Annotated in this window: 14 protein-coding genes and 2 tRNA genes; 2 read left to right on the top strand and 14 right to left on the bottom strand. The window is 69.2% G+C overall.

All coding sequences use genetic code 11. The annotated features are described in order from the left end of the window. Positions 1-137: 137 nt before the first annotated feature. The gene (locus EV670_RS12710) at positions 138-1175 is read left to right on the top strand and encodes an extracellular solute-binding protein (RefSeq protein ID WP_130432604.1); all 1038 of its coding nucleotides are present in this window, start codon (positions 138-140) and stop codon (positions 1173-1175) included. 138 nt (positions 1176-1313) lie between these two features. Continuing rightward, a complete protein-coding gene (locus EV670_RS12705) occupies positions 1314-1649 on the top strand; it encodes an H-NS histone family protein (RefSeq protein WP_130432602.1) in 336 nt (111 codons plus the stop codon). Between the two features lie 94 nt (positions 1650-1743). Here the strand turns inward: EV670_RS12705 and EV670_RS12700 are convergent. The 14 genes from EV670_RS12700 to EV670_RS12635 form a co-directional block, all read right to left on the bottom strand. Beyond that, positions 1744-1819: transfer RNA gene (locus EV670_RS12700), tRNA-Glu, on the bottom strand. Positions 1820-1882: 63 nt separating this feature from the next. Then, positions 1883-1958: transfer RNA gene (locus EV670_RS12695), tRNA-Ala, on the bottom strand. A gap of 88 nt (positions 1959-2046) precedes the next feature. Beyond that, positions 2047-3459 carry a glutamate--tRNA ligase gene (gltX, locus tag EV670_RS12690; protein ID WP_130432600.1) on the bottom strand — a complete coding sequence of 471 codons (1413 nt, stop codon included), beginning with the start codon at positions 3457-3459 and terminating at the stop codon, positions 2047-2049. Beyond that, the gene (locus EV670_RS12685) at positions 3456-4706 is read right to left on the bottom strand and encodes an O-succinylhomoserine sulfhydrylase (RefSeq protein WP_130432598.1); all 1251 of its coding nucleotides are present in this window, start codon (positions 4704-4706) and stop codon (positions 3456-3458) included. The genes gltX and EV670_RS12685 overlap by 4 nt, the downstream gene beginning before the upstream one ends. Positions 4707-4776: 70 nt before the next feature. After that, the gene (purF, locus tag EV670_RS12680; RefSeq protein ID WP_130432596.1) at positions 4777-6309 is read right to left on the bottom strand and encodes an amidophosphoribosyltransferase; all 1533 of its coding nucleotides are present in this window, start codon (positions 6307-6309) and stop codon (positions 4777-4779) included. A 3-nt stretch (positions 6310-6312) separates the two neighbouring features. Next, positions 6313-6843 carry a CvpA family protein gene (locus EV670_RS12675; protein WP_130432594.1) on the bottom strand — a complete coding sequence of 177 codons (531 nt, stop codon included), beginning with the start codon at positions 6841-6843 and terminating at the stop codon, positions 6313-6315. Between the two features lie 22 nt (positions 6844-6865). Then, positions 6866-7618, bottom strand: coding sequence for an SPOR domain-containing protein (locus EV670_RS12670; RefSeq protein WP_130432592.1), 753 nt, complete (start codon positions 7616-7618; stop codon positions 6866-6868). A 66-nt stretch (positions 7619-7684) separates the two neighbouring features. Beyond that, entirely contained in the window at positions 7685-9010 is a 1326-nt protein-coding gene (folC, locus tag EV670_RS12665; RefSeq protein WP_130432590.1) for a bifunctional tetrahydrofolate synthase/dihydrofolate synthase, read from the bottom strand. 66 nt (positions 9011-9076) lie between these two features. Beyond that, positions 9077-9949, bottom strand: coding sequence for an acetyl-CoA carboxylase, carboxyltransferase subunit beta (gene accD / locus EV670_RS12660; RefSeq protein ID WP_130432588.1), 873 nt, complete (start codon positions 9947-9949; stop codon positions 9077-9079). Beyond that, complete coding sequence (gene trpA, locus EV670_RS12655; RefSeq protein WP_130432586.1) at positions 9946-10779, bottom strand: tryptophan synthase subunit alpha; 834 nt, start codon at positions 10777-10779, stop codon at positions 9946-9948. The genes accD and trpA overlap by 4 nt, the downstream gene beginning before the upstream one ends. After that, the gene (gene trpB / locus EV670_RS12650; protein ID WP_130432584.1) at positions 10776-12044 is read right to left on the bottom strand and encodes a tryptophan synthase subunit beta; all 1269 of its coding nucleotides are present in this window, start codon (positions 12042-12044) and stop codon (positions 10776-10778) included. Before trpB ends, trpA begins: the two co-directional genes overlap by 4 nt. 24 nt (positions 12045-12068) lie before the next feature. After that, on the bottom strand, positions 12069-12719 hold the full coding sequence (locus EV670_RS12645) for a phosphoribosylanthranilate isomerase (protein ID WP_130432582.1): 651 nt from the start codon (positions 12717-12719) through the stop codon (positions 12069-12071). After that, the gene (gene truA / locus EV670_RS12640) at positions 12716-13501 is read right to left on the bottom strand and encodes a tRNA pseudouridine(38-40) synthase TruA (RefSeq protein ID WP_130432580.1); all 786 of its coding nucleotides are present in this window, start codon (positions 13499-13501) and stop codon (positions 12716-12718) included. Before truA ends, EV670_RS12645 begins: the two co-directional genes overlap by 4 nt. 47 nt (positions 13502-13548) lie before the next feature. Further along, positions 13549-16017, bottom strand: coding sequence for a motility hub landmark protein FimV (locus EV670_RS12635; RefSeq protein WP_479725210.1), 2469 nt, complete (start codon positions 16015-16017; stop codon positions 13549-13551). Positions 16018-16132: the final 115 nt, after the last annotated feature.

Here is a 16132-nt window from a genome sequence, read left to right as displayed (position 1 = left end):
CGGAAGTCATGGGGCGCTGCGGCGCCCCTTTTCTTCGCCTGCAGCAATGCATGCGAATCATTCGCGTTGGCGTTTATGATCGACCACCCAGTCGCTTAACGCCTCATCTTCCGGAAACCGAAGCCATGACGTCATCCATGAATTTCTTCGCCCGTACCGCGTTCGCCGTCGCGGCAACTGTCGCCAGCGGCCTGGCCGGCGCCCAGCAGTCGGAACTCAATCTCTATTCGGCGCGCCACTACCAGACCGACGAGGCGCTTTACGACAATTTCACCAAGGCCACCGGCATCAAGATCAATCGGGTCGATGCCGACGATGCCGGCATCCTCGCGCGACTGCGCAGCGAGGGCGCCGCGAGCCCGGCCGACGTGATTCTGCTGGTCGACGCCGCGCGCCTGGTGCGCGCCGATGCCGAGGGTCTTTTCCAGCCGGTGAAGTCCAAACTGCTCGAGCAGCGCATTCCCGCCTCGCTGCGCGACAAGGACGACGGCGACGGTTCGGACTGGTTCGGTTTCTCGACCCGGGCCCGCGTGATCGTCATCAACAAGGCCAATGTCAAGCGCGAGGACGCCGATACCTACGAGGAACTGGCCGACCCGAAGAACAAGGGCAAGGTCTGCACCCGCTCGGGCTCGCACCCGTACAACCTGTCGCTGTTCGGCTCGATCTACGAGCACCTGGGTGCCGAGAAGACCGAGGCCTGGCTCAAGGGCGTCGTCGCCAACATGGCGCGCGACCCCAAGGGCGGCGATACCGACCAGATCAAGGCGGTTGCCAGCGGTGAGTGCGGCATCGCGCTCTCCAACAGCTATTACGTGGCGCGCCTGATGCGGTCGACCAACCCGGCCGACCGCGAGACCATGGAAAAGGTCAGCGTGATCTTCCCCAATCAGCAAAGCTGGGGCACCCACGTCAACATCGCCGGCGGCGCGGTCGCCAAGAATGCCAAGAATCGCGAGGCGGCCGTCAAGTTTCTCGAGTATCTGGCGAGCGACGCGGCCCAGGGCTACTTCGCCAACGGCAACAATGAATATCCGGCGGTGAGCACGGTCAAGGTCGCTAACCCGGCGCTCGATACGCTCGGACCCTTCAAGTCCGAACTGGTACCGGTGGCGCTCGTCGGCGCCAATTCGATGCGCGTCCAGCAGTTGCTCGACAAAGCCGGCTACAAGTGAGCCGCGGGCGGCGTCCGAAACCACCAACAAACCCGGCCTCGGCCGGGTTTGTCGTTCTGGCCGGGTGGCCGCCGGCAATTGAATTTGCCTAGAATCAGTGCAACGCCTCATTTCGATGGCGTGCAGGAGCGGACAAGTATGGCAACGTATCAGGAACTGCTCGCCCAGCGAGCCACCCTCGAACAGCAGCAGGCCGAACTGGAGCGCCAGATCGCCGACGCCCGGCGCGCCGAACGAGCCGGTGTGCTGGCCCAGATCAAGTCGCTGATGGCCCAGCATGGCGTGACGCTGGCCGAACTCGGCGGCGCCGGCGCCAAGGCCGCGCGCGGCGCCAAGCCGGCCGGCACCAGCAAGGTGGCACCGAAGTATCGCAACGCCGTCACCGGCGATACCTGGAGCGGGCGCGGCCTCAAGCCCAAGTGGCTGCAAACCGCGATCGCCAGCGGCCGCAAGCTCGAAGACTTCAAGATCTGAGCCCGGCTCGCAAACCGCAGGCAAAAAGACAAACGGCGCCTCGCGGCGCCGTTTGCTTTTTTGCCGATCTGCCGCCGATTGCTCGGCAGGTATCTGGCGTCCCCTAGGGGATTCGAACCCCTGTAATCACCGTGAAAGGGTGGTGTCCTAGGCCTCTAGACGAAGGGGACTGAAACCTTCCTGCTTACCCGAACCGCGCGCCACCGCTGCTGCCGACGGTTTCCCGAAGGTTTTGGTGGAGGTAAGCGGGATCGAACCGCTGACCTCTTGCATGCCATGCAAGCGCTCTCCCAGCTGAGCTATACCCCCGTTGGTTTTTTGGTTTTGGCCTTTCGACCGCCACCTGCCACCAGGGCAACGCTGTTCAAGCAAGACCGCAAGTATAGCCGGAATCGCGTCAGCGACGCAAGCGCTCGAGCACGATGGCCCTGTCGAACAGCGCCAGCACCGCATCGACCGAAGGCGTCTGTGCCCTGCCGCACACCAGCACGCGCACCGGCACCGCGAGTTGCGGCATCTTCAGGCCGTGCTGGGCGATGGTGGTCTTGATCGCAGCGCTGATCGACGCCGCGTCCCACGCGGGCAGCGCCTGCAGCGCATCGGCCAGCGTGGCCAGCGCCGGCCGAACCGCGTCACCCACGTGCTGCGCCAGATCCTCGGGCGTCGGAGTCACCTCGGCGTAGTACATCGCCAGCCAGCCGGCGAGTTCGACGGTGGTGGCGCAGCGATCCTTGAACAGTCCGCAGCGCGCGGCGAGGCGCTCGTCGACCGCCACGCCTGCAGCGAGGCCGAGACGTTCCATCTGCTGCGCGACGAGCCCGGCAAGACGCGCGTTGTCGGCCAGCTTCAGGTGATGCGCATTGACCCAGCGCAGCTTGGCCGGGTCCCATTGCGCGGGGCTTTTGGCGAGGTGGCTGCCGTCGAACCAGGAGACCATCTGCTCGCGCGTGAAGAGCTCTTCGTCGCCGTGGCTCCAGCCCAGGCGCGCGAGGTAGTTCAGCATGCCCTCGGGTAGGTAGCCCTCGTCGCGGTACTGGATCGCGCTGACCGCGCCATGGCGCTTGCTCAGCTTCTCGCCATCGGGGCCAAGGATCATCGGCGCGTGGCCGAACACCGGCAGCGGCGCGCCCAGCGCCCGCATGATGTTGATCTGGCGCGGCGTGTTGTTGACGTGATCGTCGCCGCGGATCACGTGGGTGATGCGCATGTCGATGTCGTCGACCACAACGCAGAAGTTGTAGGTCGGGATGTCGGAGGCGCCGTCCGGCGCCGGCCGCATGATGATCAGGTCGTCGAGTTCCTCGTTCGAGAACGAGATCGGCCCCTTGATCATGTCGTCCCACGCGACCTGGCCACCAAGCGGATTGCGAAAGCGCACCACCGGCCGCACGCCGGCCGGCACCGCCGGCAGCGTCTTGCCGGCTTCGGGCCGCCAGCGGCCGTCGTAGCGTGGCTTGAGGCCGGCGGCGCGCTGCGCCTCGCGCATCTCGTCGAGTTCCTGCGGGCTGCAGTAGCAGTGGTAGGCGGTGCCGGCAGCGAGCATCTGCTGCACCACCTCTGCATAGCGCTCCAGGCGCTGCATCTGGTAGTACGGGCCCTCGTCGTGATCGAGCTCGAGCCAGTGCATCGCCTCGATGATCGAGTCGACCGCGGCCTGGGTGGAGCGGGCGACGTCGGTGTCCTCGATGCGCAGCACGAAGCTGCCGCCGTGGTGGCGCGCAAAGGCCCACGAGAACAGCGCGACGCGCGCGGTGCCGAGATGCAGGAAGCCGGTGGGCGATGGCGCGATGCGGGTACGGACGGTGCTCATGCGGCGAGGGGGTCGAGGCCGCGCGCGAGGTCGGCCTTGAGGTCATCGAGATGGTCGAGCCCGACCGCGACGCGGACCAGCCCCTGGGTGATGCCGGCGGCCAGGCGCTGCTCCTCGCTGAGCCGGCCATGCGAGGTGCTGGCCGGGTGCGTGATCGTGGTCTTCGTGTCGCCGAGATTGGCGGTGATCGAGCAGATGCGGGTCGCGTCGATCACCGCAAAGGCGCGCTCGCGCGCCTGCGCCGCGTCGCTCGCGTTGACGACAAAGCTCGCCACCGCGCCGCCGTTGCCGGCCTGCTGCGCCATCGCCAGCGCGTGCTGAGGATGCGAGGCCAGACCCGGGTGCAACACCCGCGCCACCGCGGGATGAGACTCCAGCCAGCGCGCCAGTTCGAGCGCGCGCGCGCTCTGCGCCTGCATGCGGATGTCGAGCGTCTCAAGCCCCTTCAGCACGACCCAGGCATTGAACGGCGACAGGCTCATGCCGGCGCTGCGCATGGCCGGCATGAAGGCATCGTCGATGAGCTGTTGCGAGCAGCAGATCGCACCTGCGAGCACCCGGCCCTGGCCGTCGAGGTACTTGGTACCGGAGTGGATGATCAGGTCGGCACCGAACTCCACCGGCCTCTGCAGCGCCGGCGTGCAGAAGCAGTTGTCGACCGCCAGCAGCGCGCCGCCCGCATGGGCAATCTCGGCCAGCGCGCCGATGTCGCAGACCTCGGTCAGCGGATTGCTCGGCGTCTCGGCGAACAGCAGCTTCGTGTTGGGACGCATCGCGTCGCGCCACGCTCTCACGTCGGTCTGCGAGACGAAGCTGCTCTGCACGCCGAACTTGCCAAACTCGCCCTGGATCAGCTTGATCGTCGAGCCGAACACACTCTGCGAGCAGACCACGTGGTCGCCGGCCTTCAGCAGTCCCATGCAGAGCAGCAGGATCGCGCTCATGCCGCTCGAGGTGGCGATGCAGGCCTCGGTGCCCTCGAGCGCCGCCAGCCGGCGCTCCATCATCATCACCGTCGGATTGGTGAAGCGGGAGTAGACGAAAGCCTCCTCCTCGTTGGCAAAACGCGCCGCCGCCGTGGCGGCGTCGGGATGACAGAAGCTGCTGGTCAGGAACAGCGCTTCCGAGTTCTCGCCCCAGGCCGAGGGGGGCAGCCCCTCTCGCACGGCGAGCGTTTCGCGGCGCGCTCCGCTCGGCAGGTCGACCCGCGGCAACAGCGTCTTCTGACGCGGCGTGTCGTCGCTCATTGCCGCTCCCTTGGCGCTGCGCGCCGTCCCTCCGAGAGGGAATGAGCCCCTTCGGGCGGCCGCGCGTGGCTCATGAGCCCTCCGCCGTGCCCTGCAGCGCCAGGCGCTGCGCGCTGCTGTCCTCTTCCTCGGGCTGCGCCAGGCGCTGGCTGCGCATCGCCGCGAAGTCGGCGACGCTGACGTCCCCGGTGATGTAGCTGCCGTCGAAGCACGAGGCCTCGAAGCCGGAGATCCTGGGATTGAGCGCGCCGACTACCCGCTTCATTGCGGCCAGGTCCTGGTAGATCAGCGCGTCGGCGCCGATGTAGGCACGGATCTCCTCGGTGCTGCGGTCATGGGCGATCAGCTCGGCCGAGGTCGGCATGTCGATGCCGTAGACGTTGGGGAAGCGCACCGGTGGTGCCGCCGAGGCCATGAACACCTTGGCCGCGCCGGCCTCGCGCGCCATCTGCACGATCTCCTTGCTGGTGGTGCCGCGCACGATCGAGTCGTCGACCAGCAGCACGTTGCGGCCCTTGAATTCGCTCGCGATCGCGTTGAGCTTCTGGCGCACCGACTTCTTGCGCATGCCCTGCCCCGGCATGATGAAGGTGCGGCCCACGTAGCGGTTCTTCACGAATCCCTCGCGGTAAGGCTTGCCAAGCTTCTGTGCGAGTTGCATCGCGCTCGGCCGGCTCGACTCGGGGATCGGGATTACGACGTCGATCTCGCTCGGCGGCATCGTCGAGATGACGCGCTGCGCCAGCGTTTCGCCCATGTTGAGCCGCGCCTGGTAGACCGACATGCCGTCGATCACCGAGTCGGGACGCGCCAGGTAGACGAACTCGAAGATGCAGGGGTTGAGCGACGCGCTCGGCGCGCACTGGCGCGCATGCACATTGCCCTCGAGATCGATGAACACCGCCTCGCCCGGCGCCACGTCGCGCACCAGCTTGTGGCCGGTGCCCTCGAGCGCGACCGACTCGCTGGCGACCATGACCTCCTTGCCGGCCGCGGTATGTGCCTCGCCGAGGCACAGCGGACGGATGCCGTAGGGGTCTCGAAACGCGAGCAGCCCATAGCCCGCGATCAGGCACACCACCGCGTACGAACCCTTCACGCGCCGATGCACCGCGCTCACCGCCTTGAACACCTCGTCCGGCGACAGCGGCAGGTCGCGCGCCGCGAGCTCGAGCTCGTGCGCCACCACGTTGAGCAGCACCTCGGTATCGCTGTCGGTGTTGACGTGGCGACGATCGATCGCGAACAGCTCCTTGCGCAGCGCGTGCGCGTTGGTGATGTTGCCGTTGTGGACCAGCACCAGGCCGAAGGGCGCGTTGACGTAGAAGGGCTGCGCCTCCTCTTCGCTGTAGGCGTTGCCCGCGGTCGGATAGCGCACCTGGCCGAGCCCGATCAGGCCCGGCAGCGCGCGCATGTTGCGAGTGCGAAAGACATCGCGCACCATGCCGCGCGCCTTGTGCATGAAGAACTTGGTGCCGGCCTGGTCCGGACCGGCGGTGACGATGCCGGCCGCGTCCTGGCCGCGGTGCTGCAACAGCAGCAGCGCGTCGTAGATCAGCTGGTTAACCGGCGATCTGGATATGACGCCAACGATGCCGCACATGATTCATCCTTTCGATTGCACACCGGCCGGCGATGCCGCGGCGCGCAGATGGCGCGCCACGGACGCCGGCAACAGCGGCTTGAGTTCTGCCAGAACATAGTGCAAGCCGGCCGCGCCGTGCGAGGCACGCCAGGCCGGTTCTTGCGATAGAGGGGTAAGCAGCGTCAGCGTTCCGACCAGCAGCACCAGTACCAGCCCGCGCGCCAGGCCGAACACCGCGCCGAGCGTGCGGTCGATCGGATTGAGCAGCGAGGCCTTCACCATCTTGCTGACCATCCAACTGCAGATGCTCCAGGCCACCAGCGCGGCCACCAGCACCACGACGAAGGCGGCCGCCAGGTTGAGGCCCGAGCCCGGCGCGCCCAGCGGCACCTCCGGCGCGACCCGCGCGCAGAAGGCCTGCGCCGCCAGGTAGGCCACGACCCAGCCCGCCAGCGACATGATCTCGCGCGTGAGTCCGCGCACGATGCCGAGCAGTACCGACAGCGCGACGATCGCGATCAATGCCCAGTCGACCCATCCCAGCTCCGTCATCGGCCTCGGACCACGCCCGCCATCACAGCGTCAGCACCGCCGCGCCCAGGCCCGAGGCGCGCAACTGCGCGGCGGCCTTGTCGGCATCGGCACGCGCCGCGTAGGGGCCGACACGCACCCGGATGCGCTTGCCTTCCTTGGTCTCGACGACCTGGGTGTAGGTCTTCAGTCCCAGCTTCTCGACCTTGGCACGGGCCTCGCGGGCACCGGCGCTTTCGGCGAAGGCGCCGACCTGCACCACGTAGCGGCCCTCGCCGGCAGCCACTTCGTTGCCGGCCAGCAGCGACGCGGCGCGTGCGCCGTCGCTGCTCGGGGCTGGCTTGGCAGCGGCCTTGGGCTCGTCCTTCACGACCGGTTTGGCGGCGGGCTTGGGTTCGTCCTTCGCGGCCGGCTTGGGCGGTGACGGCGCTACCTCGCGCGATTCGGGCGGAAGCTCGGCGCGCGCGGCCGCGGCCTTGGCCACCGCAGCGTCGTCCGCGCCCGCAGACGGCGCCGACGCTGTGGCGCGCGCCGCCGGCGTGGCAGCCCGTGGGGCCGTCGCGTTCGGCGCCACCAGCGGCGGCACCGCCTCCTTGCGCGGGATCTCGATCGGCAGATCGGCCGCCACCGGACGCGGCGCGGTGTCGAGCAGCAGCGGCAGGCCGATGACCGCCAGCGCCACCAGCACCGCGGCGCCGATCAGCCGCTGGCGGGCCCGGGTGCGTGCGCGCTGCACGTCCTCGGCCGAGCCCTGGTCGGTGGCCGGCTTGCGCTTGAAGAAGGAGAGTAGGCCCATGCTGGGGTCAGAAGGCGTGCCGACAAGGAAACCGGACACCGCCAAGGGCACCGGCGCAGCGGCCGTTCACGACAGGTGGCGCGCCGTCAGGCGGGGCACGCCGTGCTCCAGAACACCGCCCACCGTATAGAACGATCCGAAGACCAGGATTCTATCTGCCGGGTCGGCGCCGGCGACCGCCGCCCGCAGCGCCGCGGCGGGGTCGGCATGTTCGTGGATGGGGGCGTCGGGTGGCAGCACCGCGCCACGCTGGCGCAAGGATTCGCGCACCGCCTCGAGCCGCAGCCGCAGGGCCGCGGGCAACGCCGCCCGCGCCGTCGGCAGCAGCGGCAGATGCCAGGCGTCGACCAGCGGCAGCATGCGCTCGAGCATCGCGTCGAGATCCTTGTCGGCCATGGCGCCAAACACGGCGTGGGTGCGCGGATAAAAACCCATCTGGTCGAGGTTGGCGGCCAGCGTGGCCACCGCGTGCGGGTTGTGCGCCACGTCCAGGACCAGGGTCGGCTCGCCGGGCACGATCTGGAAGCGCCCGGGCAGTTCGACCAGTGCGAGGCCGTTGCGCACCGCCTGTGCCGTGACCGGCAGCCGATCGCGCATCGCCTCGAGTGCGGCCAGCACGCCGGAGGCGTTGAGCAACTGGTTGGCACCGCGCAGCGCCGGATAGGCCAGGCCCGCGTGGCGCCGCGCGCGGCCGGCCCAGTTCCACTGCTGCTTGTCGCCGCTGTAGTTGAAGTCGACCCCGAAGCGCCAGAGCTCGGCGCCGATCGCGGCCGCGTGATCGAGCACCGCTTGCGGTGGCACCGGGTCGCCGACGATGAGCGGCCGCCCCGGCCGCGCGATCGCCACCTTCTCGCGGCCGATGCTCTCGCGATCGGGGCCCAGGTACTCCATGTGGTCGAGGTCGATGCTGGTCAGGATCGCGCAGTCGGTATCGAAGGCGTTGACCGCATCGAGCCGGCCGCCGAGGCCGACCTCGAGCACCACCGCATCGAGCGGCTGGCTCGCGAAGTGGCGCAGGATCACCAGCAGCGTGAACTCGAAGAAGGTCAGCTCCTCGTCGCCACGCGCCTCCTCGACCGCGGCGAAATGCGGCAGCAACGCGGCGCCGTCGACGATCTCGCCGTTGATGCGGCAGCGCTCCTCGAAGCGCACCAGGTGCGGCGAGGTATGCACGCCGACCCGCCATCCCGACTGCAGCAGGATCGCCTCGAGCATCGCGCAGGTCGAGCCCTTGCCGTTGGTGCCGCCGATGGTGAACAGCGGCACCTCGAAGTCGAGCGCCAGCCGCTGCTTCACCCGCGCCACGCGCTCGAGCGAGAGGTCGATCGTCTTGCGGTGCAGGCGCTCGCAGTGGGCCAGCCAGTCGGCCAGCGTCAGAGGAAGCTCGTTCATCGATTCATGCTAGGAAAACAAAACAGGGCGGCCTGCGCCGCCCTGGTGCCTGCGGCTCGAATCCGCTCAGGCCACCGCGTCGGCGCTCTGGCGTTGCAGCATCGACAGCATTCGCGCGATCGCGCCGCGCAGTTCGCGGCGGTCGGTGATCATGTCGACGGCGCCCTTGTCCATCAGGAACTCGGCGCGCTGGAAGCCCTCGGGCAGCTTCTCGCGCACGGTGTTCTCGATCACGCGCGGGCCGGCAAAGCCGATCAGCGCCTTCGGCTCGGCGATCACCACGTCGCCCATGAAGGCAAAGCCGGCCGAGACGCCGCCCATGGTCGGGTCGGTCAGCACGCTGATGTAGGGCAGCTTCGCCTTGGCCAGGCGGGTCAGCGAGGCGTTGGTCTTGGCCATCTGCATCAGGCTCAGCAGGCCTTCCTGCATCCGTGCGCCGCCGGTGGCGGTGAAGCAGATGAACGGCACCTTCTGATCGATCGCGGTCTCGACGCCGCGCACGAAGCGCTCGCCGACCACCGAACCCATCGAGCCGCCCATGAAGTCGAACTCGAAGGCCGAAGCCACCACCGGCACGGTGTGGACCGAGCCGCCCATCACGATCAGCGCATCGGTCTCGCCGGTGGCTTCCATCGCCGCCTTCAGGCGCTCGGGGTACTTCTTGCTGTCCTTGAACTTCAGCGGGTCGACCGGCAGCACCTCCTCGCCGATCTCGTAGCGGCCCTCGGGATCGAGAAAGCCGTCGAGCCGGGCCCGCGCGCCGACGCGGTGGTGGTGGGTGCACTTGGGGCAGACGTTGAGGTTCTGCTCGAGATCGGTCTTGTAGAGGACCGTCTCGCACGAAGGACACTTGATCCACAACCCTTCCGGCACCGAGCGCCGCTCGGCGGGGTCGGTCTGCTGGATCTTGGGCGGCAGCAGTTTTTCGAGCCAGCTCATGCTTTGGTTCCTTCCTCGGTGACTTCGTCCAGCGCGGCGCGGATCGAAGTGATGAATTGTCGCCCAGCTTCGACCATGCCGGCACGCGGAGCTTCCTCGAGCAACTGCACCAGGCGCGAGCCGATCACGACCGCGTCCGACACGGCGGCCACGGCGCGGGCGGTGGTCGCATCGCGGATGCCGAAACCGACCCCGACCGGCACGCTGACATGGCAGCGGATGCGCGGCACGGCCGCAGCCACCGCGCCCACGTCGAGGTGGCCGGCGCCGGTCACGCCCTTGAGCGAGACGTAGTAGACATAGCCGCCGGCAATGCGCCCGACCTGGGCCATGCGCTCCTCGGTCGAGGTCGGCGCGAGCAGGAAGATCAGGTCGAGCCCGACCCGCTGCAGCGCCGCGGCGAAGGCCTCGCACTCCTCGGGCGGGTAGTCGACCACCAACACGCCGTCGACACCGGCGGCCGCGGCATCGGCGACGAAACGGCCCTCGCCATGGCGCTGGTCGTAGCGCTCGACCGGGTTGGCGTAGCCCATCAGCACCAGCGGCGTGACCTGGTTGCGGGCGCGGAAGCCGCGCACGATCTCCAGCACCTGGGTCAGGCCGATGCCCTTGGCGAGCGCGCGTTCGCTGGCCTTCTGGATCACCGGGCCGTCGGCCATCGGATCACTGAACGGCACGCCGAGCTCGATCACGTCGGCGCCGGCCTCGGCCAGCGCCAGCAGCAGATCGACGCTCAATTCGGGATACGGGTCGCCGGCGGTGACATAGGGAATCAGCGCCTTGCGGCCCTGAGCCTTCAGCGCGGAAAAGGTAGCGGCGATGCGGCTCATCGCTGCTTCACCTCGATGCGCTGCTCACCACCCTTGACGCCCTGCCCCTGGCACGAGGGCCGGCAGAAGAAGTCGGCGCCGGAGAGGTCGGCCACGGTGCCGATGTCCTTGTCGCCGCGGCCGCTGAGGTTGACCAGCAGATGCTGGTCGGGCCGCAGCGTCGGTGCCAGCTTCATCGCGTAAGCCACCGCATGGCTCGACTCGAGCGCCGGGATGATGCCTTCGGTGCGGCACAGGCGGTGAAAGGCCGCGAGTGCCTCGACGTCGGTGATGCCGACGTACTCGGCGCGGCCGATGTCCTTGAGATAGGCATGCTCGGGCCCGACGCCGGGGTAGTCGAGCCCGGCCGAGACCGAATGGGTCTCGGTGATCTGGCCGTTGTCGTCCTGCAGCAGGTAGGTCCGGTTGCCGTGCAGCACGCCGGGCGAGCCCTTCTGCAGCGAGGCCGCATGCTTGCCGCTCTCGAGGCCCTCGCCGGCCGCCTCGACGCCGATCAGGCGCACGCCCTCGTGCCGGATGTAGGGGTAGAAGATGCCCATCGCATTGCTGCCACCGCCGACGCAGGCGATCACGGCGTCGGGCTGGCGGCCGATCTGGGCCGGCATCTGCGTCAGGCATTCCTCGCCGATGACGCTCTGGAAGTCGCGCACCATCTCCGGATACGGCGCCGGACCGGCGACCGTGCCGATGATGTAGAAGGTGTTCTCGACGTTGGTGACCCAATCGCGCAGCGCCTCGTTCAGCGCGTCCTTCAACGTGCGGCTGCCGCTGTCGACCGGCACCACGGTGGCGCCGAGCAGCTTCATGCGATAGACGTTGGGGCTCTGGCGCTTGATGTCCTCGCTGCCCATGTAGACCACGCACTCGAGGCCGTAGCGGGCGCAGATGGTCGCCGTGGCCACGCCATGCTGGCCGGCGCCGGTCTCGGCGATCACGCGCGGCTTGCCCATGCGCCTGGCCAGCAAGGCCTGGCCGATGGTGTTGTTCACCTTGTGGGCGCCGGTGTGGTTGAGATCTTCGCGCTTGAGGTGGATCTGGGCGCCGCCGAGCTCGCGGCTCAGCCGCGCCGCGTGATAGACCGGGCTCGGCCGGCCGACGAAGTGCGCCAGTTCGTGGCGGAACTCGCGCAGGAACTCGGCGTCGTTTCGGTAGTGCGCGTAGGCGGCCTTGAGCTCGTCGAGCGCATGGACAAGCGTCTCGGCGACGAAGCTGCCGCCATAGGGGCCGAAATGCCCGCGCGCGTCGGGCTGCTGGTAGTTCAACATGGTGTGTGGGATTCGATTCGGGGTTCAGCGCGTCGCGGCATCCTCGAGACGGGCATCCGCCTCGCGTACCGCTTCGCAGAACCGGCGGATCAGCCCGGCATCCTTGATGCCCTTGGCCTGTTCGACGCCGGAGCTCACGTCAACGGCCCAAGGCCGCAGCGCGAGCACCCCCTCGCCCACGTTTGCTGCATTCAACCCACCAGACAAAACGACCGGAGCGGGAACGCTGGGTGGAATGAGTGACCAATCGAAGACCTTTCCGCCACCGCCATAGCCCTCGACATGGGCGTCGAGCAGCAAGGCAGCCGCGCTTGCGTACTGCAGCGCAAAGTCTACCAAGTCGAAGCCCGGCGCCATGCGGGCGGCGCGAATGAAAGGCCGCTCGAAGGACTCGCAGGTGGCCGGCGTCTCGTCGCCATGGAACTGCAGCAGCAGCGTCGGGATCGCGGCGCAGGCGGCCTCGATCTCGTCGCGCCCGGCATTGACGAACAGGCCCACCGGCGTCACGAAGGGCGGAAGGGTCGCCGCCAGCTCGGCGGCGCGGTCGAGCGAGATCGCGCGCGGGCTGGCCGGGTACAGCACGAAGCCGATCGCGTCGGCCCCGGCCTCGACGGCGGCCCGCACATCAGCGTCGCGCGTGAGGCCGCAGATCTTGATGCGCGTACGGTGGGTCATGCGGGAAGCCAGTCGAAGGCCGGCGTGTGCTCGGCGATGCCAAGGGCCGCATCGTAGTAGGGACCGAGGAAGTACAGACCGGCCGGGGAGAAGGTCGGCGCCGCGGCGTCGCGCGAGCGCGAGGCGATCACCTCGGCCATCCAGCCCGGCGGATGCCGGCCCTGCCCGATCGCGACCAGGCAGCCCATGATGTTGCGGATCATGTGGTGCAGGAAGGCGCTGCCGTCGAAATCGAAGCGCCAGTAGGCGCCGCGCCGCGTGATCGTGACCGAGCGCAACTCCTTGATCGGCGAGGCCGCCTGGCACTCCGACGAGCGCAACGCGCTGAAGTCGTGGGTGCCGACCAGGTGCAAGGCCGCGGCGCGCATCGCCTCGCCATCGAGCGGCCTGAAGGACCAGCCGACCAGCCCCGTCTCCAGCGCCGGCCGCGCGACCGACTCGCGCAGCACGTAGGCGTAGCGTCGTCCGCGCGCGTGGTTGCGCGCGTGAAAGTCGTCGGGCACCGCCTGCGCCCACTGCACGGCGATGTCTTCGGGCAGGTAGCGGTTGGTGCCGCGCACCCACGAAAAAGCCTCGCGCTCGACCGCGGTGTCGAGATGGACGACCTGGTTGAGCGCGTGCACGCCGGCGTCGGTACGGCCGGCGCAGACGGTGCGCACCGGCGCGGCGACAAAGGCGGCCAGTGCCGCCTCGAGCGCGTCCTGCACGGTGCGGCCATCGCGCTGGCTCTGCCAGCCGTTGTAGCCGTCACCCCGGTAGGCGATCCCCAGGGCTACCCGCATGGCAGCCACCGGGGATTCGAACGGGAAGCGCTGGATCGAACCGGGCCTCAGCCCAGTTCGTCGAGCATGCCCTTCGCCTTGGCCTTGAGCGCGCCGGTGGCCTTGCTCGCCACTTCCTGCAGCAGGTCGCGGGCACCGTCCTTGTCGCCGATCTGGCGGAACTCGTCGGCGAGGTCGAGCTTGCGCGCCAGCGCGTCATCCATCGAAGCACCGGCGCCGCCGTCGACCGGCAGATCGAGATTGCTCAGGTCCGGCAGGTCGCTGCCGAGCTCGACCGCCGGCGCCGAGGCCGGCGGCTCCAGCGAGAAGCTCTGCAGGTCGAAGTCGAGCGCCGGCTCGGCCGGCGGCGTAGCCGCGGCGGCGCCGAACTCGCTTCGATCGAAGGGCTGAGTGCTCTGCGAGCCCATGCTGGGCGCCAGGGCATCGAGCTTGCCGGGCTGCGAAACGTCCAGGTCCAGGTCGACCGCCGGATCCTCGCCAAAGGCGGAGCGCTGGGCGTTGAAGCCCGACGGCGTCGGCAGCACCGACTGCGGCATCGTGCTCGCACCCAGGGGCTCGACCACCGCGCCACCACCCGCAGCCGGCATCGAAGCCGGACGGCCGCCGCTCTGGTACATCGGATTCTCGGCGTCGATCGAGCGGCCGAGTTCCTGCGCCTTGAGCCAGTCCTCGCCCACCCCGCCGGTCAGCGCGAAGAGCTGCGTGGCCAGCGGCTCGAAGCCGCGCGAATCGCGCCGCTTGGCGTAGACCTCGAGCAGCTTGCCGCGGATCGCCATGCGTTCCGGGTTGGCCCGCATCGCTTCCTTGAGGATTTCCTCGGCCTGCAGGTCGCGGCCGTAGGCAAGGTAGACGTCGGCCTCGGCCACCGGATCGACATCGCCGATCGCGTCGAGCTGGCTCAGCGAGTAGCTCATCGACGAGGGCACGCCGGTCGCGTCGCGGGTGTCGACGCGCTGGCCGCCGCTGGCGCCGAAGAACGAGTCCGGTTGCAGCCGGCTTTCGAGGAACGAGGTTTCCGCACTGTCGCTCTTGCCCTGGCGACGCAGGCGGTAGAAACCGAAGGCCGCCATCAGCGCGACCAGCAGGCCGGCAATCGGCAGCAGCAGCGGGTTCTCGAGAAGGCCGCCGAGCGCGCCAGGCTCCTCGACTGCCGGCGCGGGCGCCGGAGCCGGACGTGCCACCGGAGTTGCAGGCGCCGGCACGCTGGCGGCGCTGGTCTCGGGGGCCGACGCGGCAGCGATCGGAGCCGGCGCCGGGGCGACCACCGGTGCCGGGGTCGCGGCAGCAGCCGGCGATGCGGCCGTAGCCGGAGCGGTGGCAACAACTGCTGGCGCGGGTGCAGGCGCCGCAACCGGCGCGGGGGCCGGGACCGGCGCGGCCACCGGCGGCGCACCGAGCGCGACGCCGGGCTTGGCACCGGGCACGCCCGGAGCGGAGCCGGCGGCGGCGCCCTGGAGCTTCTTCAACTCCTCGACGTTCTTCGACAGTTCGGCCATGCGGGCCGCGCTGTCCTTCTGTTCGCGGCTGGCGGCGACCTGCGCGGTCTCCTTGCTGGCAACGGCGGCGCCCTTGCTCAGCGTCAGCTTGTCGCCGCTGGGCGCGGCCGCGGGCTTGCGATCCTGCACTTCGGCCTGCACCTGGCCACCGGCCTGGCGCGTGGCGCTCGGTGCAGCGGCCTTGACGCCGCTGGCCAACCGCTCGCGGTAGGCACCGAAATCGGCGCTCTGGGCCTGGATGATCTGCTTGGCCTCGCTCGCGCTGATCCCGGCCGCCTGCTCGGCGCTCGGCACGTCGAGCTTCGCGCCGGAGCGCAGGCGGTTCATGTTCGATTCGATGAAGGCACCGGGGTTGGCCCGGTACAGCGACACCAGCATCTGATCGAGCGAAACGCCACCGCGGCGGGTGCGTCCGGCGATGCCCGACAGCGTGTCGCCCGGCTGCACGACCACCTGGTCGGGGCCGGTGCCAGCCGCGACGGTCTCGGCAGGGCGGGCAGGAGCAACCGGGGCCGGCGCAGGTGCGGGAGCCGGAGCGACGGCACGCGGGGCCATCGGCGTCGGCGCCGCAGCGCGCGGAGCTACCGGGGCCGGCGTCGCCAGCGGCGCGGTGCCCGGCACGGGCGCCGGTGCACGGGCGACCGGCGGATCGAAGAGCATCGTGTACTCGCGCACCAGACGGCCGGAGGACCAGTCGAGCTCGAGGATCATGTCGACGAAGGGTTCCTGCACGACCCGGTCGCTGGTCACTCGCAGCACAGGCTTGCCGTCGGCGCGCCGTTGCAGGGACACCGAAGTGCCAGGCAGCACCGCGTTGTAGTCGACCCCGGCCGCTCGGTAAGAGTCGGCCGGCGCCACGCGCACCTTCAGCGTTGCCGCCTCTTCGGGCGTGATGCTGTTGACCTCGATCTCCGCGCGCAGCGTCTCGCCAAGCGCGGACTGCACGTTCATGCGACCCAGGCCAAGGGCCCAAACGTCGAGCGGCAAGCCGGCTGCCATCGCGCAAGCAGCAGCAGCCACCCCGTTCCAGACCCACGGGGTCGAGCGGGTTCCGGTTCGAGCAAGATGTCGTTTCAAGGCGTCTCCCAATGCATCAGCGAGCGTCCGCGCGACGCCCCTTCGGTGCCCGGCATCA

The sequence above is a fragment of the Rivibacter subsaxonicus genome (assembly GCF_004217215.1).
Classification (GTDB): domain Bacteria; phylum Pseudomonadota; class Gammaproteobacteria; order Burkholderiales; family Burkholderiaceae_C; genus Rivibacter; species Rivibacter subsaxonicus.
Note: the sequence above shows the minus strand (reverse complement) of the source record. Positions and strands in the feature narration are given on the sequence as shown.